Source organism: Polynucleobacter duraquae (assembly GCF_000973625.1).
Lineage (GTDB): Bacteria > Pseudomonadota > Gammaproteobacteria > Burkholderiales > Burkholderiaceae > Polynucleobacter > Polynucleobacter duraquae.
This window is the reverse complement of record NZ_CP007501.1, coordinates 79,535-105,089: the sequence shown is the minus strand read 5'-3', so window position 1 is coordinate 105,089 and position 25,555 is coordinate 79,535. Positions and strand designations below refer to the sequence as shown.

Here is a 25,555-nt window from a genome sequence, read left to right as displayed (position 1 = left end):
ATTATTTACTGCTTACTTATTGGCACTATGGTGAAAACGCTTCATACGAGCGGCACCAGATTGAACTCTTGTGCGCATTCCAGTGGAATGCTTAAACCAAACCGGTCTGGCTGCACGTCTCACACCCCAACTCTTTCGCCCCTGACGGATTGACTTGCTAAGCACTTCTTTTTCATCAAGAGGTGCTCTAGTGAAATTATTTTCAAAGATGTCGGCCTGATCACTTAGATTGGCACCCGCCTCTTGAACGGTAGATTGAAGTGAGCTCTCAACATCTTTGAAAGCAGAGACGCTTTCTTCACGGAGTTTCTTGAACTCCTCGACATCCATTTGTCGGCTAACCTCAGATTTGACATCCGCCATATAGCGTTGAGCACGTCCAAACAAATTACCCGCCATGCGGGCGATCTTAGGAAGACGCTCTGGGCCAACCACTATCAATGCAACTACTGCAATGAGTGCAAGCTTTGAAACTCCGAGATCAATCATTACAGCTGCGCATTATTTCTATCAACAATTATTTATTGATGTCTTTTGCCTGAACATCCACAGTTTTCTCTGGTGATGCGGCAGCGGTCTGAATTTGTTCCTTGGCTTTATCTTGCGACTCTTCAGCTCCCTCAGGCGTTTTCATGCCGTCTTTGAAACCTTTAACAGCGCCACCTAAGTCTGTACCGATATTTCGCAATTTTTTGGTACCAAATACCAACATCACGATTACCAGAACAATCAACCAATGCCAAATGCTAAATGAACCCATTTTTAATCTCCTCGGACTATTTTTTCCAGGGGCGCGGACCGCCCATCACATGCAAATGCAAGTGATAGACTTCTTGCCCACCATCTGCACCATTGTTCACCACTACTCTAAAGCCACCATCTTTTCCGGGACGGCAACCCTGCTCTTTGGCGAGACGCGGTGCTAATTCCATCATTCTACCTAGCAATGGCGCATCTGCCAGTTCTGCAGACTCCAACATTGGTATATGTTTTTTGGGAATTATTAAAAAATGGATGGGTGCGGCTGGGTTGATATCCTTAAAAGCATAGATTTCCCCATCTTCATAGAGCTTCTGAGATGGGATTAATCCTTGAGAAATCTTACAAAACAGGCAATTAGGGTCATGCGCCATCAATTACTCCTTATTAGCCGCTTTTCTGGCGGCTTTTTCTTCAATACCTGAAGTGCCCAAACGACGATTGAGCTCAGCCACAACATCCTCAGGACGCAAGCCGAACTGGGAGAGTGCAATTAAGCAATGGAACCAAAGGTCAGCCATCTCACCCACCAAGAGCTTTTGCTGTTCAGGGGCTAGATTGGAATTACGCGCATCCTTAGCCGCCATCACGGCTTCAGTGGCCTCTTCACCAATTTTTTTCAAAATCCCATCATCACCCTTCGAAAAGAGCAAAGCGGTATAAGAAGTCTTGGGATCTGCATCTCCAGCCTTGAATTCATCACGTCGCTGATCCACCACATCGGCCAAATGAGCCAAAGCGGAATCTAAATTAGAAGGGTTTTGTGCTGGACTAGTCATAAAGTGATTTTATGTCTTTTATTGCCGGAGAGACGCTGGGAGTATTATTTGTGACCTGTAGACTCATCCACCCAGGCAGACTTACCAGAATCCCAGCGCAGAAAGAAGCAGCTATGCTCGCCAGTATGGCAAGCAATACCGTCTTTTTGCTCAACCATGAGCAAAATGGTGTCGCCATCGCAATCGAGACGGATTTCTTTTACCTTTTGGGTGTGACCAGATTCTTCACCCTTGTGCCATAGCTTTTGCCTTGAGCGGGTCCAATATACTGCCTCGCCCAAGCGTAGTGTTGCTAATAGCGCATCTCGATTCATCCAGGCCATCATCAAGATATCTTTACTACCCACTTCCTGAGCGATTACTGGGACTAGGCCTTGCTCATTCCAAGTGACGGAATCAAGCCATGCTCCAGCCTCTAAAGACTGAATTGGAATGAAGGTATTTTTCATGGTCATCTTCGTCTGGTTTTCTCGGTTGATCTGTCTGCGCATTAAATGCGGACAGGAATCCCTTGGCTTGCCATATATTCTTTCGCTTGGCCGACAGTGTATTCACCGTAATGGAAAATACTGGCTGCAAGAACTGCATCAGCATGACCCTTGGTAATACCATCAACCAAGTGCTGCAAATTACCCACACCACCAGAAGCAATCACTGGAACAGTTACTGCATCGCTAACTGCTGCAGTTAACTCCAGATCAAAGCCATCTTTACTGCCGTCACGGTTCATGCTGGTGAGCAAAATTTCTCCAGCACCACGTTTAGCGACTTCAGAAGCCCATGCAACTACATCCATTCCGGTAGCGGTTCTACCGCCATGCGTAAAGACTTCCCAATTACCTGCTTCAGTTTTTTTAGCATCGATGGCAACCACGATGCACTGCGAACCATAATATGCCGCCGCATCAGAAACTAAATCTGGATTGGCTACTGCAGAAGAGTTCATACTGACCTTGTCAGCGCCCGCATTAAGTAAACGACGCACATCCGCTACTGCGCGCACGCCACCGCCCACAGTCAAAGGAATAAATACTTGGGAGGCAACATCTTCAATGATGTGCAATATCAGATCACGGCCATCAGAGGTAGCAGTAATGTCTAAAAAGGTAAGTTCATCAGCACCTTGAGTGTTGTAGCGCTTAGCAATCTCCACCGGATCACCCGCATCGCGCAGGCCCACGAAGTTCACACCCTTCACAACGCGCCCTGCCGTGACATCAAGACAGGGAATAATTCTTTTAGTTAGCACTGGTCGGCACTTTAGATAATTTTCTTGGCATACTTGAGCGTTAACTCATCAGCATATTTTTGCGCCGCGGTTAAGTCCAAATCACCAGCGTAAATTGAGCGTCCAGCAATCACACCCATAACGCCTTCAACTTCAGCTTCACACAAAGCTTCAATATCTTGGTTATTTGATAGGCCACCGCTAGCAATTACCGGAATCCGAATAGCTTGAGCCAATTTAATCGTGGCATCCATATTGATACCCTTCATCATGCCATCACGACCAATGTCGGTATAGATGATGGCTTCAACACCATAATCTTCAAATTTCTTAGCAAGGTCAATTACTTCATGACCCGTAATCTTGCTCCAGCCATCTGTAGCTACTTTGCCATCACGCGCATCTAAGCCCACCATAATGTGACCTGGGAAAGCGGTGCAAGCATCTTGCACAAAGCCGGGACTCTTCACGGCCGCAGTGCCAATAATCACCGTACTAATACCGTCATCCAATAAACGTTCAATAGTCTCTAAATCACGAATGCCGCCACCCAGTTGAACCGGAATCTCATCACCCACTGCTTTCAGAATGGATTTAATGGCCGATTCGTTTTTAAGTTTTCCGGCAAACGCACCATTCAAATCCACCAGATGTAAACGACGCGCTCCCTTGCTAATCCAATGCGCAGCCATTGCGCCAGGATCTTCAGAAAAAACAGTGGCTTTATCCATGTCACCTTGTTCAAGTCGAACACAATGGCCATCTTTTAAGTCAATCGCAGGAATAAGCAGCATAGCGGTAGATTAGATAAATATTAAGGTTGCCAAGAAACAAAATTTTTGTAGAGCTTTAATCCGTATTCTGCACTTTTTTCTGGATGAAATTGTGTTGCAAAAATATTATCCTTTGCAACAGCAGAAGTAAACCAATCGCCATATTCGGTTGAGCCGACAGTATCTTCCTTACGCTGCGGCACAACATAGTAACTATGCACAAAATAAAAGCTGGTTAAGTCCGGAATGCCAGTCCAAAGCGGATGCTGGCTATCCTGACGAACCTGATTCCAGCCCATATGGGGAACCTTATAGGCGGAACCATCTGGTTGTACTTTTCCAGTCAACTCAAAACGCCGCACTTCGCCCGGAATCAATCCCAAGCAAGGAGTCCAAGCTGAACTGGAATTCACTCTTACTTCAGCGCTTTGATCAAACAGCATCTGCTCACCCACGCAAACACCTAATAAAGGCTTATTTTTTGCGGCTTCAAATAATGCTTCTAATAAACCCGACTCTTCTAGGTGCTTCATGCAATCAGGCATAGCACCCTGCCCTGGAAGCACTACCCGCTCAGCGGTGAGGATTTCTTCGGGGGTGAGCGCAATCAGAACATTGGCATCTGGCGCCACATGATGAAAGGCCTGATAGACGGAACGTAGGTTACCCATTCCGTAGTCAACGATCGCAATGGTTTGCGCCACTTGTTAGCCTATGATTTGTGGTTTTTTGACAGTCTTCTACTCAACACTAGAAATTTTCTAGATTAGAGACTGCCCTTAGTGGAAGGAACAACACCGGATGCGCGTGGATCAATCTCTAAAGCCATACGCAATGCACGACCAAAGGCCTTGAACACAGTTTCAATTTGGTGGTGGGCATTAATGCCACGTAAGTTATCGATATGCAGAGTCACTCCGGCGTGGTTTACAAAACCACGGAAGAACTCGATGCTGAGATCCACGTCAAAGTCACCCACACGTGCACGGGTAAATGGCACGTTGAACTCCAACCCTGGACGACCAGAAAAGTCGATGACTACGCGAGAAAGGGTTTCATCTAAAGGAACGTAGGAGTGGCCGTAGCGGGTAATACCCGCCTTATCGCCAACTGCCTTAGCAAAGGCTTGGCCCAAGGTAATACCCACATCCTCAACAGTATGGTGATCATCAATATGGGTATCGCCATTTGCCACTACTTTGAGGTCAATCATGCCGTGACGGGCAATTTGATCCAACATATGGTCTAGGAAGGGTACGCCAGAGGCTAGCTCGGCTTTACCTGTGCCATCTAAATTGATAGCAATTTGAATTTTGGTTTCCGAAGTGTTTCGGGTAACGTCGGCTTGCCGCATGCTTCAGTGCGCCGCGAGGCGAAGTGTTGATTGAAGCCTCATAATATCATTCCTAATACAGATATAAATGCTGATTTTGATCGCTAGCGTTTATTCACTTTTGCTGATTTTTGACTAGAGTCCCTCATGAGCCGCTTTTGGAGCCCCGTTGTTCAGACCCTCACCCCCTACACCCCTGGGGAGCAGCCGCAAATGCAGCGACTGGTGAAGCTCAATACGAATGAGAGCCCTTATGGCCCATCCCCGCTGGCCCTAGCCGCTATAAATCAGCAAAACACAGATGATTTGAGGCTCTATCCGGACCCGGAAGGAGCAGCCCTTAAAAAAGCTATTGCTGATTTGCACGGTCTAGACCCAAAACAGGTGTTTTTAGGAAATGGTTCCGACGAGGTATTGGCCCACGTATTTTTAGGCCTTCTCAAGCAATCCAAACCCGTTCAGTTTCCAGATATCACCTATAGCTTCTACCCAGTCTATTGCAAGTTATTTGGCATTGACTATCAAACAGTGCTCCTAGATTCTAATTTTGAGATCCAAACCCAAAACCTCAAAACCCCCAATGGCGGAATTATTTTTCCCAATCCCAATGCCCCAACTGGTCGAGCTATCCCGCGTTCAGATATCGAAGCCCTGCTCAGGAGAAATACAGACTCCGTAGTGGTGATCGATGAGGCCTATGTGGATTACGGCACTGAGTCTTGCATTCCACTTCTACGCGGAAGTGCTTACCCAGAAAACCTCTTAGTCGTACACACTTTATCTAAGTCTCGCGCCCTGGCAGGACTTCGCGTTGGGTTTGCAGTGGGGCATCCAGCTCTCATTGAAGGTCTTGAGCGTGTAAAAAATAGTTTTAACTCTTACCCACTAGGCCGCTTGGCTCAAGCGGGAGCAATTGCTGCAATACAAGATCAAGCCCATTTGGAAGAGACGAGTAAAAAAGTGATTCAGACTCGCGAGCGCTTAGTTTCTGAATTAGCTTCACTGGGCTTTGATACTTTGCCATCAACAGCCAACTTTATTTTTACGCGTCATCCTAAACATGCTGGCGCAAAGTTATATCAGGCCTTACGCGATCGCGGAATTATTGTGCGTCACTTCAAGTCGCAACGGATAGAAGAATTTCTGCGCATCACCATCGGTACCGATGAGCAAACGAATGAGTTGATTACTGCTTTGAAAGAAATTCTGGCTAACGCCTAAGTTTATTTTTTAAGTCGCATCTCAGCAGCACGTGCATGAGCTGTTAAGCCCTCACCATGAGCGAGCGTACTAGCTATAGCCCCTAGCGTTTGAGCTCCAGCTTCACTAACCTCAATCATGCTCGAGCGCTTAATGAAGTCATAAACACCTAATGGGGATGAGAAACGCGCTGTGCGTGCTGTTGGTAAAACGTGATTTGGGCCTGCGCAATAATCACCTAAAGATTCACTGGTGTAGTTACCCATAAAGATGGCGCCAGCATGGCGAATTAACTCAGCCCACTTGCGCGGCTCAGTAGCGCAAATCTCTAAATGCTCAGCGGCAATGGCATTGGCAATCTCACAGGCCTCACCCATATTCTTTACCTGAATCAATAAGGCGCGATTGGTAAGTGATGTCTCAATCACTTTCTTTCTAGGCATCTCCGGCAATAACTTGTTAATGCTTGTTTGCACCTGTTCAATGAATTTCTCATCTGGACAAAGCAAAATAGATTGCGCCAACTCATCGTGCTCAGCTTGCGAAAACAAATCCATCGCAATCCAATCGGGGTTACTAGAGCCATCGCAGAGCACTAAAATTTCTGACGGGCCAGCAATCATATCGATACCAACGGCACCAAATACTCTGCGCTTAGCAGCTGCGACATACGCATTACCAGGGCCAACAATTTTGTCCACCGGAGGAATAGTCTGTGTGCCATACGCTATGGCACCAACAGCTTGTGCGCCACCAATCGTAAACACGCGATCAACGCCGGATAAATAAGCTGCAGCCAAGACTAAAGAATTGCGAGCGCCATCGGGAGTAGGTACCACCATGATGACATCTCTAACACCTGCAACCTTTGCAGGGATCGCATTCATCAGAACAGAAGATGGATATGCTGCTTTACCACCAGGCACATAAATTCCAACGCGATCTAAAGCGGTAACTTTTTGACCTAAGCGTGTACCGTCTGCCTCTTCGTATTCCCAAGAGTGACAACCCGCCTCAATCTTTTGCTTCTCGTGATACGCACGTACCCTCTGCGCAGCAACATCGAGAGCATTTTTTTGTTCAACAGCCAAACCTTCGTAAGCTTTTTTTAGTTCTTCTTGAGAGATCTCTAACTCATTAACACTGGATACATTTAAGCGATCAAACTGCTTTGTGAAATCTAATACCGCAGCATCACCCTTCGCTTTTACTTGTGCCAAGATTTTGACTACCGCAGCATCAATTGCCTCATCATCCGCCATCGGTAAAGAAAGGCTAGAGAGTAGAGTTTCTTTAAACCCGGCATCTTTACTATTAAGGCGTTTTACTTTGACGTCTGCTGACATATGAATTTTTTCTTTACTTCAGCAACTCAAAGAATGGCTGGAGCTGTGTACGCTTACGCTTATAAGAGGCTTGATTAACCACTAAGCGTGCGCTGATATCAGCTATGGGCTCAACCTCAACTAAGCCATTAGCGCGCAAGGTATTGCCAGTGGATACTAAATCCACAATCGCATCCGCCAGGCCAACCAATGGAGCTAGCTCCATCGAGCCATACAAATGAATCGTATCGATGTGCACACCTTTGTTAGCAAAGTGTTCGCGTGCGCAATTAACGTACTTTGTTGCGACTTTTAAACGAGAACCCTGCTTTACCGCAGTAGCGTAATCAAAGCCTTCTTTGACAGCAACTGACATGCGGCATTTTGCGATGTTTAAATCAAAAGGAACATATAAGCCATCGGTGCCGTTTTCCATTAAGACGTCTAGACCAGCAACTCCAAAATCAGCTCCGCCAAACTGAACGTAGGTCGGCACATCTGAAGCACGCACAATAATCAGGCGCACGTCAGGATTAGAGGTCTCAATAATGAGTTTGCGTGATTTTTCTGGATCCTCAAGCGGACGAATACCGATCTTGGATAAGATCTCAGCGGTTTCTTCGAAGATGCGCCCCTTCGAGAGGGCTAGGGTTAACTTCATGGACTAATTATCCATCAGGCTTACTTGATCCGCTGAATGTTGGCCCCCAAGAGGGTCAACTTTTGCTCCATACGGTCATATCCCCGATCTAAGTGATAAATCCGGTCTACCTGGGTTTCTCCTTGGGCCGCTAAGCCGGCAATCACTAGGCTGGCAGAAGCACGTAAATCGGTGGCCATCACGATAGCACCAGACAGTTTCTCCACGCCTTGGGCAATTGCCGTATTTCCCTCAATTGCGATATCAGCACCGAGACGGTTCATCTCTTGAACGTGCATGAAGCGATTTTCAAAGATGGTTTCAGTAATGGTGGCATTGCCCTGTGCAATCGCATTGACTGCCATGAGCTGCGCCTGCATGTCTGTCGGAAAGGCTGGATATTCTGAAGTGCGGAAACTAACTGCCTTGGGACGACCCTTCATGGAAGCCTTGATCCAGTCAGGACCGACTTCCATTTCTAAGCCAGCTTCTTTGAGCTTAACAATCACAGCATCTAATGTGTCTGGACGACAGTGCTTCACTAGCACCTCACCACCAGTGGCAGCAACTGCGCACAAGAATGTGCCGGCTTCAATTCGGTCTGCAATCACAGCATGTTCTGCACTGTGGAGCTTTTCAACCCCCTCAATCACCAAGCGATCGCTACCGATACCGGTAATCTTTGCGCCCATTTTGACGAGTAGCTCAGCTAAGTCACCGACTTCCGGTTCACGTGCCGCGTTCTCCAATATGGTTGTGCCTGATGCCAAAGTAGCAGCCATTAGTAAATTTTCTGTACCGGTTACGGTAATCATGTCGGTCAAAATAGAAGCGCCTTGAAGACGACCCGTAGCAGATTTAGTTTCTGCCTGAATATAGCCACTCTTAATCTTGATGGTGGCACCCATGGCTTTTAAGCCCTTGATGTGCTGATCGACTGGACGCGCCCCAATAGCGCAACCACCTGGCAGAGAAACCTTAGCGCTGTGCATTCTGGCAAGTAATGGACCCAAAACCAAAATAGAAGCACGCATGGTTTTGACCATCTCATAAGTTGCTTCAGAACTCTTAATATTGGCCGCGTTAAGCACTACGCAATTGCGATCATCCTCATCTGGAAAGGTGACAGTCACACCAATTTCCTGAAGGAGCTTGAGCATAGTCCGTACATCTTGTAAGTCAGGAACATTACTCAAAGTGATAGGCTGATCAGTAAGCAAGCAAGCGCACAAAATTGGCAGAGCCGCATTCTTGGCGCCAGCAATCAGCACTTCACCCTTCAGGGGGGTGCCGCCGACCATTCGTAATTTATCCATGAATCTATTCCAGTAAAAAGCTAATGCCGTATTTTAAGTTGGGGTATTTTGTGCAAACTCTTCAGGAGTAAATGCTTTAATTGATAAAGCGTGCACCTCCGCCTTCATACGGTCACCCATAGCGCCATATACCAATTGATGACGCTGAATCAAACGTTTACCTTCAAACTCCGGACTCACAATCGTCGCAAAAAAATGTTGGCCATCACCCTCAACTTTAATGTGGGTACACGAGAGGCCTTGCTGAATATAGCCTTCAATTTGTTCTGGGGTTGGCAACATCACAATCTCCTGATTTCTAATTTCTAAATATTCTTAAATACTAATTTTGAAGCAAGCTTTACGCACTTAGTTCCTAAGCTTGTAACCTTTTTGCAATAAACGCAAAGCAATCGCTGACACCACAACAAAGAAGCATGCAACAATCGCCAAACTATTCCAAGGAGATATATCTGACACTCCAAAGAAGCCGTAACGGAAACCATCGATCATGTAGAAAAATGGATTGAAGTGCGATACCACTTGCCATGCTGCTGGCAAAGAATGAATGGAGTAAAACACGCCTGACAGCATTGTTGCTGGCATGATGATGAAATTCTGAAAAGCTGCTAATTGATCGTATTTATCTGCCCAGATGCCAGCAATTAAACCCATGCTTCCTAAAATTGCAGCGCCCAGCAAAGCGAAAGCCATGATCCACAGGGGATATTCAAAAGATGGCATGGTAAACCAAGCGGTAATCAGCAATACGCCAGCGCCAACAACAATTCCACGAAATACTGCGGCCAAGACATAGGCAGCATAAAACTCTAGGTGACTAAAAGGGGCTAGCAAGACAAATACGAGATTACCAGTCACCTTTGACTGGATGAGCGATGAGGAAGTATTGGCGAATGCATTCTGCAACACGCTCATCATGACTAAGCCAGGAATCAAAAAGGCCGTGTAATTTAAGCGGCCGTAAACCTCTTTGCCTTCGAGCACATGTCCAAAGATCATTAAATACAGAACAGCAGTAAGAACTGGCGCAGCAACGGTCTGAAACGCTACCTTATAAAAACGTTTGATTTCTTTTCGCAAGAGCGTTGGGAAACCACTCCCATAGGAGATTGGTAGCTTATTTAAAATAGGCTTCAACGCGCACCTCCCGACATGATGTTGACAAACACATCTTCGAGATCTGTTTTACCATCACCATCTTTTTTCACTGAACCGTATTGGCTCAATAAATTGGCAGTGGTATCCAGGGCCACAATCTTTCCTTGCTTAAGCATGGCAATGCGCTGACACAATGCTTCAGCCTCTTCAAGGTAATGGGTGGTTAAAACAATAGTGTGACCATCTTGGTTGAGGCGACTAATAAATTGCCAAAGCGATTGACGCAACTCCACGTCAACTCCAGCTGTAGGCTCATCCAAAATAATGACTGGCGGTCTATGCACTAAGGCCTGCGCTACCAATACTCGGCGCTTCATACCACCAGATAAGGAACGCATATTGCTATCCGCTTTATTGGTGAGATCCAAATTGGCCATGATCTCGTCAATCCAAGCATCGTTATGACGAATTCCAAAATAGCCAGACTGAAATTGCAGCGTTTCTCTAACCGTAAAGAATGGGTCGAATACCAACTCCTGCGGCACAACACCTAGCATCCGGCGAGCATCACGGAATTGACTTTGAACATCCGCACCCATGATTGCAGCGTGTCCGCCATCTGTAGTAACTAAACCCGCCAATATGGATATGAGTGTTGTCTTGCCCGCACCATTCGGGCCCAGCAGGCCAAAGAATTCACCTGGCTCGATGGATAAAGAAATATTATCTAGCGCTTGAAGTGCGCCATAATTTTTAGATACGTTTTTAATTGATATTGCGGCGTGCATGCTATGACAAACCTAGCAACTGGGCAACACCATATACACCGGCTAATACGATTAATTTTTCAGGTGCATTTTGCACGGCAATCTGCTGTCCATCAGCTTGTAATTTCTTCTGCCATGCCAACAAGACTGTGAGCACGGTAGAGTCAAAATCCTTGAGATTGCGGCAATCTATTACTCTTAATGTCGCAAGATTTAGGAGGCCATCTTTTTCTAACTGCAAAACATTGTCTTGCGTCACTGAACTGGGTAATAAAAATGGCATCTAATATTTATCGTTTATTGATCTTGTACGGTCTTTAGTTTGCTGGCTTTGCAGCAGCAAGCTGTTTATTGCGATCCTGCAAGAACTTCACCAAACCTTCAACACCATTCTGGCTAATTTGATTAGCAAACTGATTGCGATAAGCTTCGACTAGCCAGACGCCCATGATGTTCATGTCGTAGACTCTCCAGCCATTGGCTGTTTTTTCAAGGCGGTAGTCAAGTGGCACCGGATCACCGCGACCAATGACTACAGTTTTTACAACCACTTCCTTGTCGTCGGGAGCTGCACGCAAAGGCTTAAATTGGATTGTTTGATCACGCAGTTGGCTTAGAGCACCAGAGTATGTACGAATCAGCAAATTCTTAAATTCAGAAACTAATTGAGCCTGTTGCTCTGGAGTCGCTTTTTTCCAGTTTGGGCCCATCGCCATTTCAGTAGTGCGCCGCATATCGGTATAGGGAACAATTTTCTTTTCCACTAAATCAACAATACGTGGGATATTCCCTTTTTGAATTTCCGGATCAGACTTTACAGAAGCCATCACATCAGAAACAACGGTCTTAATCAAAGCATCTGGCGTGGACTGATCCACTGCTTGGGCGCTCGCGCCACTAACAGCTAAAAAAAAGCTTGATATCAATACTGCACAGTATTGCTGAAGAGTGGTGTAGCTTTTCATGTGTCCTCGATCGGTGCTAGTCATTGAGGCTCATTTTAGCCCCATCAGGAAATCAAGGCAGGCTTAGGCGCCTTTATTCGTAGGGGTTCTGGTATGGAGGCATTAATACCTCCTCGTCTTCACGACCCTCATTAATTTGGTATTGCCGCCTCTGAATATAGGCATCCCGCACAAAACTGTATTTATCGATTGCAGCCCCATCCAATAAGTCACCTGCCTCGTAATAGGTATTACGTGCGTTAACCACACGTAAACCAGTCAAGCTGTTTCGCAAAGCAACATCTGGGAGCAATCTAAATAGGTAATCAGACTCTAAATCAGCTGCAGTACCAAAGGTATCTCGCACATTGCTTGGCCCAAAGAACGGTAGAACCACATAAGGGCCAGAAGGAATACCCCAAACACCAAAGGTCTGACCCCAATCTTCCTTATGCTTTGGAAGACCTCCAGGAGTTGCCATATCAATTAAGCCACCTAAACCAAAGGTGGTGTTGACTACAACCCTCATCAGATCGCTAAAGGCATAGTCGGGCTTACCCTGCAGAAGATTCTGCAATGCGGTGTAAATATCACTGTAGTTACTAAAGAAGTTGTAGATACCGTCGCGCACAAACTCTGGCAAGACAAAGCGGTAGCCAGCCACTACTGGCTTGAGTAGATAGGCGTCTAAGCCTTCATTGAACTCAAAAACGGAGCGGTTAAATGGCTCCCATGGATCATGCGGAGAGGGTGCAACCCCAGCTGGAATGGATGCACAACCTACCATGGTCCCAACCAAACCCAGTAACACTATGCGCTTGATATTTGCTAGCAAGGACATTATTTTGCTGAGCCCTTGTCTTGACCACTATCGGCAGCTTTGTTATACAAAAACTGACTAATCAAATTTTCCAGAACAATGGCCGACTGAGTCTGAGTAATCTTATCTCCAGCAGCCAACATATCATCAGAGCCGCCGGCCTCAAGACCAATGTATTGCTCACCCAATAAGCCTGAAGTCAAAATCTTGGCAGACGAATCTTTAGGGAACTTATACGTATCCTCAATGGTCATGGTGACAGTTGCTTGGTATGTTTTGTCATCAAAAGAGATATTCGCAATACGTCCAACAACTACACCCGCACTTTTGACCGGTGCGCGTGGCTTAAGTCCGCCAATGTTGTCAAAACGCGCAGAAATTTTGTAAGTTGGCGCAAAAGAAACGGCATTCATATTGCCAACCTTCAATGCCAGAAACAGAGCGGCCAACAAACCAATGGCTACAAAGATTCCGACCCAAACATCAATTGCACTTTTTCTCATAAGAGTCCCAGTTTATTCTTTCTAATTCGAGAACATCATTGCGGTGAGCAAGAAATCTAATGCTAAAACCGATAAGGAAGAGATCACCACAGTTCTAGTGGTTGCCTGTGATACCCCCTCTGGCGTAGGCTTCGCCTCATAACCCTGATATAGGGCAATAAAAGTTACTGCCACACCAAACACCAAGCTTTTAATTAGGCCATTGCCAATGTCGGAGAAGAGATCCACCCCACCCTGCATCTGCGACCAGAAGGCGCCAGAGTCGACCCCAATCAGGGGCACGCCGACAAAGTAGCCACCCATCACACCAACCGCCGTAAAGATCGTCGCCAAAATCGGCATGGCAATAATGCCTGCCCACAAGCGCGGTGCGATCACGCGACTTAATGGATCCACCGCCATCATTTCCATAGCACTGAGCTGTTCACCAGCTTTCATTAAGCCAATCTCAGCGGTAAGTGATGTACCGGCCCGACCAGCAAATAAGAGGGCAGTTATCACAGGGCCCAATTCCCGGGTGAGCGATAAAGCCACCAACAAACCCAAAGCCTGCTCCGAACCATAACGATTCAAGGTGTAATAACCCTGTAAACCCAAAACAAAACCAACAAACAAACCAGATACTGCAATGATCACAAATGAGTGATTGCCGACAAACAGAATCTGATCAGAAACTAAGCGAGGTCTTTTTAATAAAAAACCAGAGCGCCAAATAACCGCTACAAACATACGTGCAGCAAGGCCAAGGCTCGTTAAGTTGCGACGAATAAAGAATCCAAGGTCACCCAAGAGATCGATAATTTTACGAAGCATGCTCACTTAAGGCTCACCCCAAAGTCTTCCTCAAGACTTTGCCCTGGATAGTGGAATGGCACTGGCCCATCCGGGGAGGCATCTAAGAATTGACGCACAAAAGGATCTGTTGAGCGACTTAACTCTTCCGGAGTTCCCTCAGCACCAATGCGACCATTGGCAATGAAATATACGTAATCGGCAATTTCAAAAGTTTCTTCCACATCATGCGTAACCAAAAGACTGGTTGCACCCAGAGCTTGATTCAAATCCCGAATCAAGCGCGCCGTAATCCCCAATGAAATTGGATCTAAACCAGCGAAGGGCTCGTCAAACATGATCAAAGGAGGATCCAGTGCAATAGCTCTAGCCAAAGCAACACGGCGTGCCATACCACCAGAAATTTGCGCCGGCATTAAATCACGTGCGCCACGCAGGCCAACTGCATTGAGTTTCATGAGCACTAAAGAGCGCAATAGCTCTTCACTTAAATCGGTATGCTCACGTAAAGGAAAGGCGACGTTTTCAAAAACACTGAGGTCCGTAAAGAGTGCGCCAAACTGAAAGAGCATTCCCATCCGACGACGGGCTGCCATCAATTCAGTGCCGTTCATTTTTCCAATATCTCGGCCTTCGAATAAAACTTGACCCGACTGCGCAGTGAACTGACCGCCAATGAGTCTGAGAATAGTGGTCTTACCGCAACCAGAGCCACCCATCACCGCAACCACTTGGCCGCGACGGAACTCCATATTGAGTCCCGATAGAATTTGCCGCTCACCGGGGGCGTAAGAGAAGTTGACGTCCTTGATTGAAACGACAACTTCGCCATGGCCACCACTAGAGGTTTTTTGCTTCACTTCCACCGAATTGGCGTGGCCACTGTTCATATTCTCGATATTATCGCGGCAGAACAGATGACCCCATTAAATACTCGTCTACTGCATGGGCTGCTTGACGGCCTTCACGAATTGCCCAAACCACCAAAGACTGTCCACGGCGCATATCGCCAGCAGCAAATACCTTTGGAACATTGGTTTGGTAAGCATTTTGGCCATCAACAGTAGCTTTTGCATTCCCACGGGCATCTTTTTCAACACCGAAGGCATTGAGCACCTGCGCTGCCGGGGACACAAAGCCCATTGCCAAGAACACCAAATCTGCCTTGATTTCAAATTCAGAGTTTGGCATTTCTGTCATCTTGCCGTCTTTCCACTCCAAACGCACACAGATCAACTTCTCCAGTTTGCCGTCTTTGCCTTCAAAACGCTTAGTCGCAACAGACCAATCGCGCTCACAACCCTCTTCGTGCGAAGAAGATGTACGCAATTTAGTTGGCCAATATGGCCATACCAAAGGCTTGTTTTCAGTCTCTGGTGGCTGCGGCAATAATTCAAACTGAGTAATTTTGGCAGCACCGTGACGATTGGATGTTCCCACACAATCAGATCCAGTATCGCCACCGCCAATGACGATGACATGCTTACCAGCTGCAGAAATCTCATTTTTGAAATCGCCAGCGTTTTCTTTGTTCTGGGGAATCAAGAAATCCAAGGCATAGTGAACACCCTTCAACTCACGGCCAGGGACTGGTAAGTCACGCGGCTGCTCTGATCCACCACTAATGACTACCGCATCAAAATCTTTCATCAACTGATCCGGTGAAACAGTTTTTGTGGAGTAATTTTTTACTTCAGCACCAATTGCTTCTTTGCCTACAAATACACCAGTCTCAAACTTCACACCTTCAGCTTGCATTTGTTCCACACGACGATCGATCAACCATTTTTCCATTTTGAAATCAGGAATGCCGTAGCGCAATAACCCACCAACACGATCATTCTTTTCAAATACAGTGACGTCATGACCCACGCGCGCTAATTGCTGTGCAGTCGCCATACCAGCTGGTCCACCGCCAACAACGGCAACTTTTTTACCTGTTTTGGTTTTAGGCAGCTGCGGCTTAACCCAACCATTTTCCCAACCCTTATCAATAATGGCGTGTTCAATTGACTTAATACCAACTGCATCACTATTAATTCCTAAGGTACAGGCGGCCTCACAAGGTGCAGGACAGATACGGCCAGTGAACTCAGGGAAGTTATTGGTGGATTGCAAAACATCTAATGCATTCTTCCAGTCATCATGAAATACCAAATCATTAAAGTCAGGAATAATGTTATTGACTGGACAGCCGTTATTGCAAAATGGAATGCCGCAATCCATGCAACGTGCGCCTTGCACTTTAGCTTCGTCATCTGTCAGCGCCGCAACAAACTCTTTGTAATGATGGAGGCGTTTAACGGGAGCTTCGTAGGTTTCATCTACGCGCTCAAATTCCATAAATCCAGTGACCTTACCCATATCGATTCCTTAGTATCTTTTCTTAATTTCTTTTTTGATTAAGCTGCAACAGTTTTGTTTTGCGCTTTTTCCCACAACTCACCTAGGGCACGTTTGTACTCAGTAGGTAGCACCTTCACAAAACGACCGCGCGCATTTTCCCAATCGGCTAAGAGTGCTTTAGCACGCTCAGAACCAGTGTGACGGAAATGACGCTCGATCAAGCCCTTCAGAATTTGCTCATCAGTCATGCGCTCGCCACCATCCTTCACGTCAACAGGGGCATGCCACTGTGACTGAGGCATTTGGGCAATCTGCTCAGCGGAAGGCAATACTTTTTCCAAGGTCGCCATGCTGGTATTACAGCGCTTTTCAAAGAGACCATCTTCGTCATAAACATAAGCAATACCACCGCTCATACCTGCTGCAAAGTTACGGCCAGTTGCGCCTAACACCACCACAGTGCCACCAGTCATGTATTCACAACCGTGATCGCCAGTACCTTCAACCACCGTTGTAGCACCAGAGTTACGCACTGCAAAACGTTCACCAGCTACACCGTTAAAGAATGCTTCGCCACCGATTGCACCATAGAGAACGGTATTACCAACAATGATGTTCTTGGCTGTATCACCACGGAACTCATGTGGCGCACGCACAATGACGCGTCCGCCAGATAAACCTTTACCAACGTAGTCGTTACCGTCACCAACTAAATCTAGGGTAATGCCGCGCGCTAAGAAGGCGGCGAAACTTTGACCAGCAGTGCCATTCAATTGAATATGAATAGTGTCATCCGGCAAACCAGCATGGCCATAACGCTGAGCGATTTCTCCAGAGAGCATTGCGCCAACAGTACGGTTCACGTTCTTCACAGGAACAATGAAGGAGACTTTCTCACCACCTTGCAATGCAGGCTGACTCTTCTCAATCAGAATGTTATCCAACGCGCTATCCAAACCATGGTCTTGAGTCAGGATCTGATAACGTGGCACGTCTTTAGCCACCGCTGGCTCAGCAAAAATCTTACTGAAATCCAAGCCGTGAACTTTCCAGTTCTCAATACCTTTGCGTGTATCTAAGAGATCAACGCGCCCAATCAAATCATCAAACTTACGAATACCGAGTTGAGCCATGATCTCGCGCACTTCTTCAGCAATAAAGAAGAAGAAATTTACAACGTGCTCTGGCTTACCAGAGAACTTTTTACGCAATTCAGGATCTTGTGTAGCAACACCAACTGGGCAGGTATTCAAATGACACTTACGCATCATGATGCAACCTTCAACAACTAATGGAGCGGTTGCAAAACCAAACTCATCTGCACCCAATAATGCGCCGATCACCACGTCGCGACCAGTTTTCATTTGACCATCAGCTTGCACACGAATACGGCTACGCAAACCATTGAGCACTAATGTTTGCTGAGTTTCAGCTAAACCTAACTCCCATGGGGAACCAGCATGCTTAATAGAAGAGAGTGGTGATGCGCCAGTACCGCCATCATGTCCAGCGATCACTACGTGATCCGCTTTCGCTTTAGCAACACCTGCAGCAATCGTACCAACACCGACCTCAGAAACCAACTTCACAGAGACATCAGCAGCAGGGTTCACATTCTTGAGATCGTGAATCAACTGAGCGATATCTTCAATAGAGTAAATATCATGGTGTGGAGGAGGAGAGATTAAGCCAACTCCTGGCACGGAGAAGCGCAACTTACCGATGTAGTCAGAAACCTTACCGCCCGGCAATTGGCCGCCTTCACCAGGCTTAGCACCTTGAGCCATCTTGATCTGAATCTGATCAGCAGAGCGCAGATATTCAGTGGTAACTCCGAAACGACCGGAAGCAACCTGCTTAATTCTGGAGCGTAATGAATCACCATCGAGCAAAGGAATATTTGCCTCAACGACATTGTCACCCAAAATGCTGGCTAAGGTTTCACCCTTCTTAATTGGAATGCCTTTAAGTTCATTCACGTAGCGATTGGGGTCTTCACCGCCCTCACCAGTATTAGACTTACCGCCAATCCTGTTCATAGCAATTGCTAAAGTAGCGTGCGCTTCAGTAGAGATAGAACCTAAAGACATCGCGCCCGTTGCAAAACGCTTAACGATTTCTTTTGCAGGCTCGACTTCATCCAATGGAATTGCTTTAACTGGATCAATCTTGAACTCAAACAAACCGCGCAAGGTCATCTGACGCTTGGTTTGGTCATTAATCAGATTGGCATACTCTTTATAAGTTTGATAGCCCTTATCGATACCAGCACGGGTAGAGTGCTGCAACTTCGCAATCGTATCCGGAGTCCACATATGGTCTTCGCCACGAATACGGAAGGCATACTCACCACCAGCTTCGAGCATGTTGGTCAAAACAGGATCATTACCAAACGCAGATTGATGCATGCGTAAAGCTTCTTCAGCCACTTCAAATACACCGATACCACCTACATTGGATGGAGTGCCCTTAAAGTAGTGATCAATTACATCTCGGTTCAAACCAATTGCCTCAAAAATCTGTGAGCCGGTATAAGACATGTAAGTAGAGATACCCATTTTGGACATTACTTTTTGTAAGCCCTTACCAACCGCTTTTACAAAATTCTTGACTGCTTTTTCTGCTGACAAATCGCCCGATAAACCTTTAGCCATCTCAGCCAAAGTTTCCATTGCCAAGTACGGATGAACTGCTTCAGCACCATAACCAGCTAAGAGTGCGAAATGATGTGTCTCACGCGCGCTACCGGTTTCAACAACAAGTCCGACGCTAGTACGCAACCCTTTTTCAACCAAGTGCTGATGAATTGCTGAAGTTGCTAACAATGCCGGAATGGCCACATGCTGCTCGTCAACCTGACGATCGCTCACGATCAAGATGTTGTAACCAGAGCGTACGGCATCAGCAGCTTCAGCACACAAGGATGCCAAGCGAGCCTCAATACCATCCTTGCCCCAGGATGCTGGATAGCAAATATCCAACTCATACGAGCGGAACTTACCGTTGGTGTAGTGACCAATATGACGAATCTTGGTCATATCGTTGAAATCTAAAATCGGCTGGTTCACTTCCAAACGCATTGGCGGATTGATATTGTTGGTATCTAACAAATTCGGCTTAGGTCCAATGAAAGACACTAAAGACATCACCATGTTTTCACGGATAGAGTCAATCGGCGGATTGGTTACCTGCGCAAACAATTGCTTGAAATAGTTATAGAGTGGCTTGTTCTTATTAGAGAGAACGGCTAGTGGGCTATCGTTACCCATCGATCCAATTGCTTCTTCACCATTCATCGCCATTGGTGCCATGAGGTACTTAATATCCTCTTGGGTATAACCGAAAGCCTGTTGACGATCTAATAATTTTGCAGCGGGACGAATAGTATTTTTTTCATCTACTAAATCTGCCTTGCTGGCATCAACTTCATCGAGCTTCACCCGTACCGCATCGATCCAGCTCTTATATGGCTTTGCTTTAGAGACTGCATCCTTCAATTCCACATCATCAATAATGCGGCCCTGCTCCATATCAATCATAAACATCTTGCCTGGTTGCAAGCGCCACTTTTGAACGATCTTATTCTCTGGAATTGGCAGAACACCAGCCTCAGAGCCCATGATGACTAGGTCATCATCTGTTACGTAATAACGCGCTGGGCGCAAACCATTACGGTCTAAGGTAGCGCCAATCTGACGGCCATCCGTAAAAGCTATCGCTGCTGGTCCATCCCATGGCTCCATCATTGCAGCGTGGTACTCATAGAATGCGCGACGGTTTTCATCCATCAATGTGTGCTGTTCCCAGGCTTCCGGGATCATCATCATCATTGCTTGTGCCAATGGATAACCTGACATCACTAATAACTCTAAACAGTTATCAAAACAGGCTGTATCGGATTGACCTGGATAGATGAGTGGCCACAATTTTTTAAGGTCATCGCCAAGTACTGGTGAGCTGATTGCTCCCTCTCGCGCATTGACCCAATTGACATTCCCTTTAACAGTGTTGATCTCACCGTTGTGCGCAATCATGCGATATGGGTGAGCCAACTCCCAGGCCGGGAAAGTGTTTGTGGAGAAACGCTGATGCACTAATGCCAACGCAGAAACTGTACGTGAATCTTGTAAGTCTTTGTAGTACGCTCCTACCTGGTTCGCCAATAGCAAACCCTTATAAACAATGGTGCGAGCTGACATCGACGCTACAAAATATTCTTTGCCATGCTTTAAATGCAAGTCTTGAATTGCATGGCTTGCAGTTTTACGAATGACATACAACTTACGCTCAAGTGCGTCAGTTGTCATGATGTCGCGTCCGCGACCAATGAATATCTGACGAATAAATGGTTCTGTCATTTGCACTGTTGGTGACATTGGCAGCTTGACATCAACCGGAACATCCCTCCAACCCAAAACAACTTGGCCTTCAAGGCGAACTGTGCGCTCTAACTCTTGTTCGCAAGCTAAACGCGATGCTTGCTCTTTTGGCAGAAAAATCATACCAACGCCATATTCACCAAATGGAGGTAACTCAATACCTTGCTTTGCCATTTCTTCGCGGTACAAGGTATCCGGTACTTGGATCAAAATTCCAGCGCCGTCGCCCATCAGTGGATCAGCGCCGACAGCGCCCCGGTGGTCTAAGTTCTCAAGAATTTGCAATCCCTGAGCAACAATCTCATGTGACTTCTTGCCCTTGATGTGGGCGACGAATCCTACGCCACATGCGTCATGCTCATTTTGTGGATCATAGAGACCCTGCGCGATTGGACGAAGGTCTGTGTTTGTGTGTGTAGTCATAGTATTTCTGCGCACCCTTTGGGCTTGATTACTTTTGGAGGATCTAATATAGGGGAATACCCATATTGAAGCAATAGAAATAAAATAACTCTGTCCCATTTAAATTAGGACTGAGCTATAAAAGATCTTTATAAAAGGGACAGAGTCATAAGATGATGACTGCAGCGCTCGCTACTTAACGTCCTGAAGAAGCTCTAAGCTATTGAATTAGCTAATATTAATTTTTTGGGTCGTCCACGGCGTCTGATTAATGCCTGTTCAGGATTATCTTTAAACAGCTTTTTTGCATAAACATCGCTTATCCACGGCTTAGATCTCACCAGAGCCTCATTAATTTGGCGATCTTCCCAGTGAGGCGCCCCCTCTTTCACAAATGTTGCCCAGTTCATTTGCCTCTCAAAAGGAGTATTGCCCAGCCTCCAAAAGTGCTGATGGTCAACCAACCAAGGCTCTGCATTGCCGCCAATGTGGGAAGCAAAACTAGTCCAAGTGGAAGCCTGTGGGCTCAACTCAAAACCAGACCTCACGGGATTGAGTTCAATGAAGCGTTGGCAGCGTAAAAAATAATCTGGATCTATTAAGGAGGAGCGGTAGCGTCCCTCCCAAATCGTTCCCGAACGTTGCTGCTGTTGATTGAAATACTGGGCATATCGCCTACCTAGGGATTGCATTGTTTTTGCAAGCGAATCGTCATTGTGGGGGGTCATTAAAAGATGCACATGGTTTGGCATTAAGGCAAATGCATGTACCGCGCTACCAAATTGTTTGGCGGCCTCTCGTAACCAATCTAAGTAGATGCGGCGGTCCGCATCACCAAAAAAAAGTGTTTCTCGATTATTGCCACGAACCATCACATGCATTGCTTGACCAGGAATGATGGTACGCGCTTGCCTTGCCATTGCTTAAGCGAACTACTGCAGTTCGCGTACACCGCCGTTATTAGAAAACTCAGGAATAAACCAATCACCATCCACTTGGGTTACGCCCGCAGGCACTTCGCGTGATTGTTGTGGCTCATCCCTCAAGGCAGTACTCATATAAGAGATCCACATTGGTAAAGCGAGGCCTCCACCAGTTTCACGATCGCCCAAACTTGCGGGTTTATCAAAGCCTATCCAAGCAATTGCAACTACCTTCGGGTTATATCCCGCAAACCAAGCATCGTGAGACTCATTCGTAGTACCTGTTTTGCCGGCAATGTCATTCCGGCCTAATTTCGCTCTTGCACTGGCCGCAGTGCCGGTTTTCGTAACTTCTTGCAACATACTGTCCAACACAAAAGAAGTTCGCGCATCCAACACACGGGGGGCATCTTCACGCGCATGAGTAGGCTTGGCCTCAAACAGCACCGTGCCTTTTGAGTCCGTCATCTTATTAATTAAATAGGGGTCTACACGATATCCCCCATTAGCAAAAACGCTATAAGCGGATGCCATTTGCAAAGGTGTAACAGAACCTGCGCCCAAAGCCATTGTCAAATAAGGTGGGTGCTTCTCCGCCTCAAATCCAAAACGTTGAATATAGTCTTGAGCATAAGATGGTCCAATAGAGCGAATTAATCTCACTGAAACCAAGTTTTTTGATTTTGCTAAGGCAGTGCGTAAGCGCATTAAACCCTCATACTTGCCATCGTAGTTCTTTGGCTCCCAAGCTTGACTCCCTGTTTCCAGGCCACCAATCGATAGCGGGGCATCATTCACCATTGTGCTTGGAGAAAAACCTTTCTCGATCGCGGCGGCATAAATAAATGGCTTGAAAGAAGAACCCGGTTGGCGTTGAGCCTGGGTGACATGATTAAACTTATTTCGACGAAAATCAAAGCCGCCCACCAAAGAAAGGATCGCCCCCGTCTCGGTATTCATTGAAACAAAAGCAGCTTCAACTTGAGGTAACTGCGCCAACTTCCAAACGCCACCGTCTGAGAGTAGCCTAACGATCGCACCAGGACGCAAACGTTTTTTTGGTTGAGTGCTATCCGTTAAAGCAGCAGCAGCAAGCTTCATACTCTCACCTTTTATGGTGATCGTATCTCCAGTAGCAATCATGACCTGCATTTCTTTTGGCTTAATATCGAGCACTACGCCTGACTGCAAATCGTCCAATTGCGGATAAGCCAACAAAGCTTCATCAATTGCACGTTGGCGCTTCACTGTATCTTCTGGCAAATCAATGAATCCCTCGGGACCACGATATGCGTGACGTAAGTCGTACTCAAAAATGCCGCGACGCACTGCTTTATATGCGGCGTCTTGGTCTGCCTTCAAGATCGTGGTGTATACATCTATTCCCTGCGAATAGATTGCCTCGCCATATTGTGTAATCAGGAGTTGACGAACCATCTCAGCAGGAAAATCTGCGCGAGTACTAAATTCATTACCGAGTCCACGGATATGTAACTCTTCAGCCATTGCAATTTGATATTGCTCGGGAGTGATGTACGACAAATCACGCATGCGCTGCAAAATGTATTCCTGTCGAATTTTGGCGCGCCGAAAATTGCTTACAGGGTTATATGCCGATGGTGCTTTTGGTAAGCCAGCCAGCATTGCTGATTCAGCGATCGTAATGTCTTTTAGATCTTTACCAAAGTAGATTTGGGCTGCACTAGAAAATCCATAAGCTCTTTGCCCCAAAAAGATCTGATTCATATAAATCTCAAGAATCTTATCTTTACTTAATTGAGACTCAATTTCCCAAGCTAAGAGAACCTCATAAATCTTACGACTGAAAGTTTTCTCATTACTGAGGAAAAAGTTCCGCGCCACTTGCATTGTGATGGTTGAGGCACCCTGGGAAAGATTGCCCCGTAAATTCGTAAGCGTAGCCCTCAGGATACCCACGTAATCCACTCCACCATGAGAGTAAAAGCGATCATCCTCAATGGCTAAAACTGCATTACGCATACTCATTGGGATTTCATTTAAAGGTATTACCTTACGGCGCTCCTCCCCAAACTCACCTATGAGAACTTTATCAGCCGTATAGATACGCAATGGTGTTTTGGGGTTGTAATCAATCAAGGCTGAAATCTTTGGCAGATTCGGCTTTGCTACTAAGAAAGCATATCCCAGCAACAAGGTAACCACCACCGCAAAAACCATACTAATAATCAGAAGCGCTTTGATGAGCGGATTACTTCCAGATTTATTGGGCGAGAATGACCCTCCTCTTGGCTGACCGGGGCGTCTATCAGGTTGTCGGTTAAACCGCCCGTTTAATGGCGGCTTGTCTTTTGGGGGTAGAGCCATAGTTCAAATTATAGGGTGCTTACGTAATTCACCCTCCAGGCCTAAAACCTCTCATTTAAATGCCTATTTAGTATTTTTCTGACGCTCAATTCTGCCTTCCCTGATCGCCTTTCCCATCTCTGACAAGAACAATATGGCATGCCACCACGCCACATCTCCTCCCAGTCTTTTGATGACATTTTGAGTGAGCTGGGAGATGACCCCGCTATTCCAGATCCACATGGAATTCGTAAAACCTCCTCCCCACCCAGGATGGATCCATCGCCCCAAACTAAGACTTCAAAGCCCTCTGTTTTGAATAAATCTTTCGAGCTGAAAGGGCTTAATTTCAGCCCGGTTTGGATCTTTGCTTGCACCTTATTAATCTGCGGAGCTAGCCTCTTTTTTTTCTTTGAATCCAATCAGTCTCTGGCTGAAAATGAAATAAATACACTTCAAAGTCAATTATTAGCCCTTAAAGAAGAACTGGAATCCTCTCAAAACGAATGGCATTCTGAGCTAGAGGATCTATATGAGGTAATAGATGAAATAGAAGTGAGTATTCACTCAATTGAGACAAAACCACCAAAACAGGCGGCTCAAAGCAAGCCTACATCTATCCCGCATGAAGTAGAGCTTCGTCGCTGGAGGTATTTAGGCATCACTCGCATGGGGACTTTGGAGCAGGCTTTTTTTCATACCGGCCAATCTACGAGGATGGTAGGTAAGGGCGATCTGGCTTTAGGGGAATGGCGCCTGGCCCAAGCTCAAAAAGAATTGGCCATCTTGACCCACCCCAAAGGCAAATCCATTACCTTTAAATCTACGAACTCCGATTGACTCTATTGAAGATCTTACAGAAATCTCGCGCCACCTTACTCCCCTTGATACTGGTTTTTTTAT

27 protein-coding genes are annotated in these 25,555 nt (G+C 46.3%); 2 read left to right on the top strand and 25 right to left on the bottom strand.

Features of this window, described 5'->3' with window-relative positions; all coding sequences use genetic code 11:
* Positions 1-12 precede the first annotated feature (12 nt).
* The 9 genes from tatB to hisB form a co-directional block, all read right to left on the bottom strand.
* Complete coding sequence (gene tatB, locus CL55_RS00625; RefSeq protein ID WP_046329423.1) at positions 13-489, bottom strand: Sec-independent protein translocase protein TatB; 477 nt, start codon at positions 487-489, stop codon at positions 13-15.
* 28 nt (positions 490-517) lie between these two features.
* Positions 518-760, bottom strand: a complete 243-nt coding sequence (gene tatA / locus CL55_RS00620) for a Sec-independent protein translocase subunit TatA (RefSeq protein WP_046329422.1) — start codon at positions 758-760, stop codon at positions 518-520.
* Between the two features lie 16 nt (positions 761-776).
* Positions 777-1,133, bottom strand: coding sequence for a histidine triad nucleotide-binding protein (locus tag CL55_RS00615; protein WP_046329421.1), 357 nt, complete (start codon positions 1,131-1,133; stop codon positions 777-779).
* Positions 1,134-1,136: 3 nt separating this feature from the next.
* On the bottom strand, positions 1,137-1,538 hold the full coding sequence (locus CL55_RS00610; protein ID WP_046329420.1) for a phosphoribosyl-ATP diphosphatase: 402 nt from the start codon (positions 1,536-1,538) through the stop codon (positions 1,137-1,139).
* Positions 1,539-1,582: 44 nt separating this feature from the next.
* The gene (gene hisI, locus CL55_RS00605; protein WP_082091943.1) at positions 1,583-1,993 is read right to left on the bottom strand and encodes a phosphoribosyl-AMP cyclohydrolase; all 411 of its coding nucleotides are present in this window, start codon (positions 1,991-1,993) and stop codon (positions 1,583-1,585) included.
* A gap of 35 nt (positions 1,994-2,028) precedes the next feature.
* A complete protein-coding gene (gene hisF, locus CL55_RS00600; protein ID WP_046329419.1) occupies positions 2,029-2,787 on the bottom strand; it encodes an imidazole glycerol phosphate synthase subunit HisF in 759 nt (252 codons plus the stop codon).
* 11 nt (positions 2,788-2,798) lie between these two features.
* Positions 2,799-3,560: a 1-(5-phosphoribosyl)-5-[(5-phosphoribosylamino)methylideneamino]imidazole-4-carboxamide isomerase gene (gene hisA, locus CL55_RS00595; protein WP_046329418.1), complete on the bottom strand. Its 762-nt coding sequence runs from the start codon at positions 3,558-3,560 to the stop codon at positions 2,799-2,801.
* A gap of 20 nt (positions 3,561-3,580) precedes the next feature.
* Positions 3,581-4,243, bottom strand: coding sequence for an imidazole glycerol phosphate synthase subunit HisH (hisH, locus tag CL55_RS00590; RefSeq protein ID WP_046329417.1), 663 nt, complete (start codon positions 4,241-4,243; stop codon positions 3,581-3,583).
* A 62-nt stretch (positions 4,244-4,305) separates the two neighbouring features.
* Positions 4,306-4,893: an imidazoleglycerol-phosphate dehydratase HisB gene (gene hisB, locus CL55_RS00585; protein WP_046329416.1), complete on the bottom strand. Its 588-nt coding sequence runs from the start codon at positions 4,891-4,893 to the stop codon at positions 4,306-4,308.
* 126 nt (positions 4,894-5,019) lie between these two features.
* Here hisB and hisC point away from each other — a divergent pair, with 126 nt between their 5' ends.
* Positions 5,020-6,093, top strand: coding sequence for a histidinol-phosphate transaminase (gene hisC / locus CL55_RS00580; protein ID WP_046329415.1), 1,074 nt, complete (start codon positions 5,020-5,022; stop codon positions 6,091-6,093).
* 2 nt (positions 6,094-6,095) lie between these two features.
* Here hisC and hisD read toward each other — a convergent pair whose 3' ends face one another.
* From hisD to CL55_RS00500, 16 genes are all read right to left on the bottom strand, one after another.
* A complete protein-coding gene (gene hisD, locus CL55_RS00575) occupies positions 6,096-7,418 on the bottom strand; it encodes a histidinol dehydrogenase (protein ID WP_046329414.1) in 1,323 nt (440 codons plus the stop codon).
* A 13-nt stretch (positions 7,419-7,431) separates the two neighbouring features.
* Positions 7,432-8,058: an ATP phosphoribosyltransferase gene (gene hisG / locus CL55_RS00570; protein ID WP_046329413.1), complete on the bottom strand. Its 627-nt coding sequence runs from the start codon at positions 8,056-8,058 to the stop codon at positions 7,432-7,434.
* 20 nt (positions 8,059-8,078) lie between these two features.
* The gene (gene murA / locus CL55_RS00565; protein WP_046329412.1) at positions 8,079-9,353 is read right to left on the bottom strand and encodes a UDP-N-acetylglucosamine 1-carboxyvinyltransferase; all 1,275 of its coding nucleotides are present in this window, start codon (positions 9,351-9,353) and stop codon (positions 8,079-8,081) included.
* A gap of 33 nt (positions 9,354-9,386) precedes the next feature.
* Positions 9,387-9,635: a BolA family protein gene (locus CL55_RS00560; protein WP_046329411.1), complete on the bottom strand. Its 249-nt coding sequence runs from the start codon at positions 9,633-9,635 to the stop codon at positions 9,387-9,389.
* Between the two features lie 66 nt (positions 9,636-9,701).
* Positions 9,702-10,490 (bottom strand): ABC transporter permease, encoded by a 789-nt coding sequence (locus CL55_RS00555; protein ID WP_046329410.1) that lies wholly within the window; start codon positions 10,488-10,490, stop codon positions 9,702-9,704.
* Entirely contained in the window at positions 10,487-11,239 is a 753-nt protein-coding gene (locus CL55_RS00550) for an ABC transporter ATP-binding protein (RefSeq protein WP_046329409.1), read from the bottom strand. The genes CL55_RS00555 and CL55_RS00550 overlap by 4 nt, the downstream gene beginning before the upstream one ends.
* Position 11,240: 1 nt before the next feature.
* Positions 11,241-11,501, bottom strand: a complete 261-nt coding sequence (locus CL55_RS00545) for an STAS domain-containing protein (protein WP_046329408.1) — start codon at positions 11,499-11,501, stop codon at positions 11,241-11,243.
* 34 nt (positions 11,502-11,535) lie between these two features.
* Positions 11,536-12,183: an MlaC/ttg2D family ABC transporter substrate-binding protein gene (locus CL55_RS00540; protein ID WP_046329407.1), complete on the bottom strand. Its 648-nt coding sequence runs from the start codon at positions 12,181-12,183 to the stop codon at positions 11,536-11,538.
* A 73-nt stretch (positions 12,184-12,256) separates the two neighbouring features.
* Positions 12,257-13,003 (bottom strand): MlaA family lipoprotein, encoded by a 747-nt coding sequence (locus tag CL55_RS00535; RefSeq protein WP_046329406.1) that lies wholly within the window; start codon positions 13,001-13,003, stop codon positions 12,257-12,259.
* Positions 13,003-13,485, bottom strand: coding sequence for an outer membrane lipid asymmetry maintenance protein MlaD (gene mlaD, locus CL55_RS00530; RefSeq protein ID WP_046329405.1), 483 nt, complete (start codon positions 13,483-13,485; stop codon positions 13,003-13,005). The genes CL55_RS00535 and mlaD overlap by 1 nt, the downstream gene beginning before the upstream one ends.
* 21 nt (positions 13,486-13,506) lie before the next feature.
* On the bottom strand, positions 13,507-14,298 hold the full coding sequence (gene mlaE, locus CL55_RS00525; protein WP_046329404.1) for a lipid asymmetry maintenance ABC transporter permease subunit MlaE: 792 nt from the start codon (positions 14,296-14,298) through the stop codon (positions 13,507-13,509).
* Positions 14,299-14,300: 2 nt separating this feature from the next.
* On the bottom strand, positions 14,301-15,167 hold the full coding sequence (locus CL55_RS00520; RefSeq protein WP_237150510.1) for an ABC transporter ATP-binding protein: 867 nt from the start codon (positions 15,165-15,167) through the stop codon (positions 14,301-14,303).
* A 10-nt stretch (positions 15,168-15,177) separates the two neighbouring features.
* Positions 15,178-16,641 carry a glutamate synthase subunit beta gene (locus CL55_RS00515; protein ID WP_046329403.1) on the bottom strand — a complete coding sequence of 488 codons (1,464 nt, stop codon included), beginning with the start codon at positions 16,639-16,641 and terminating at the stop codon, positions 15,178-15,180.
* A gap of 38 nt (positions 16,642-16,679) precedes the next feature.
* Positions 16,680-21,425: a glutamate synthase-related protein gene (locus CL55_RS00510; RefSeq protein ID WP_046329402.1), complete on the bottom strand. Its 4,746-nt coding sequence runs from the start codon at positions 21,423-21,425 to the stop codon at positions 16,680-16,682.
* 194 nt (positions 21,426-21,619) lie between these two features.
* Positions 21,620-22,324, bottom strand: a complete 705-nt coding sequence (locus tag CL55_RS00505) for a transposase (protein ID WP_046329401.1) — start codon at positions 22,322-22,324, stop codon at positions 21,620-21,622.
* A gap of 12 nt (positions 22,325-22,336) precedes the next feature.
* Positions 22,337-24,673: a penicillin-binding protein 1A gene (locus CL55_RS00500; RefSeq protein WP_046329400.1), complete on the bottom strand. Its 2,337-nt coding sequence runs from the start codon at positions 24,671-24,673 to the stop codon at positions 22,337-22,339.
* 138 nt (positions 24,674-24,811) lie between these two features.
* Between CL55_RS00500 and CL55_RS00495 the strand changes: the two genes are divergently transcribed.
* Complete coding sequence (locus tag CL55_RS00495) at positions 24,812-25,492, top strand: hypothetical protein (RefSeq protein WP_046329399.1); 681 nt, start codon at positions 24,812-24,814, stop codon at positions 25,490-25,492.
* The last annotated feature ends 63 nt before the right edge of the window (positions 25,493-25,555 follow it).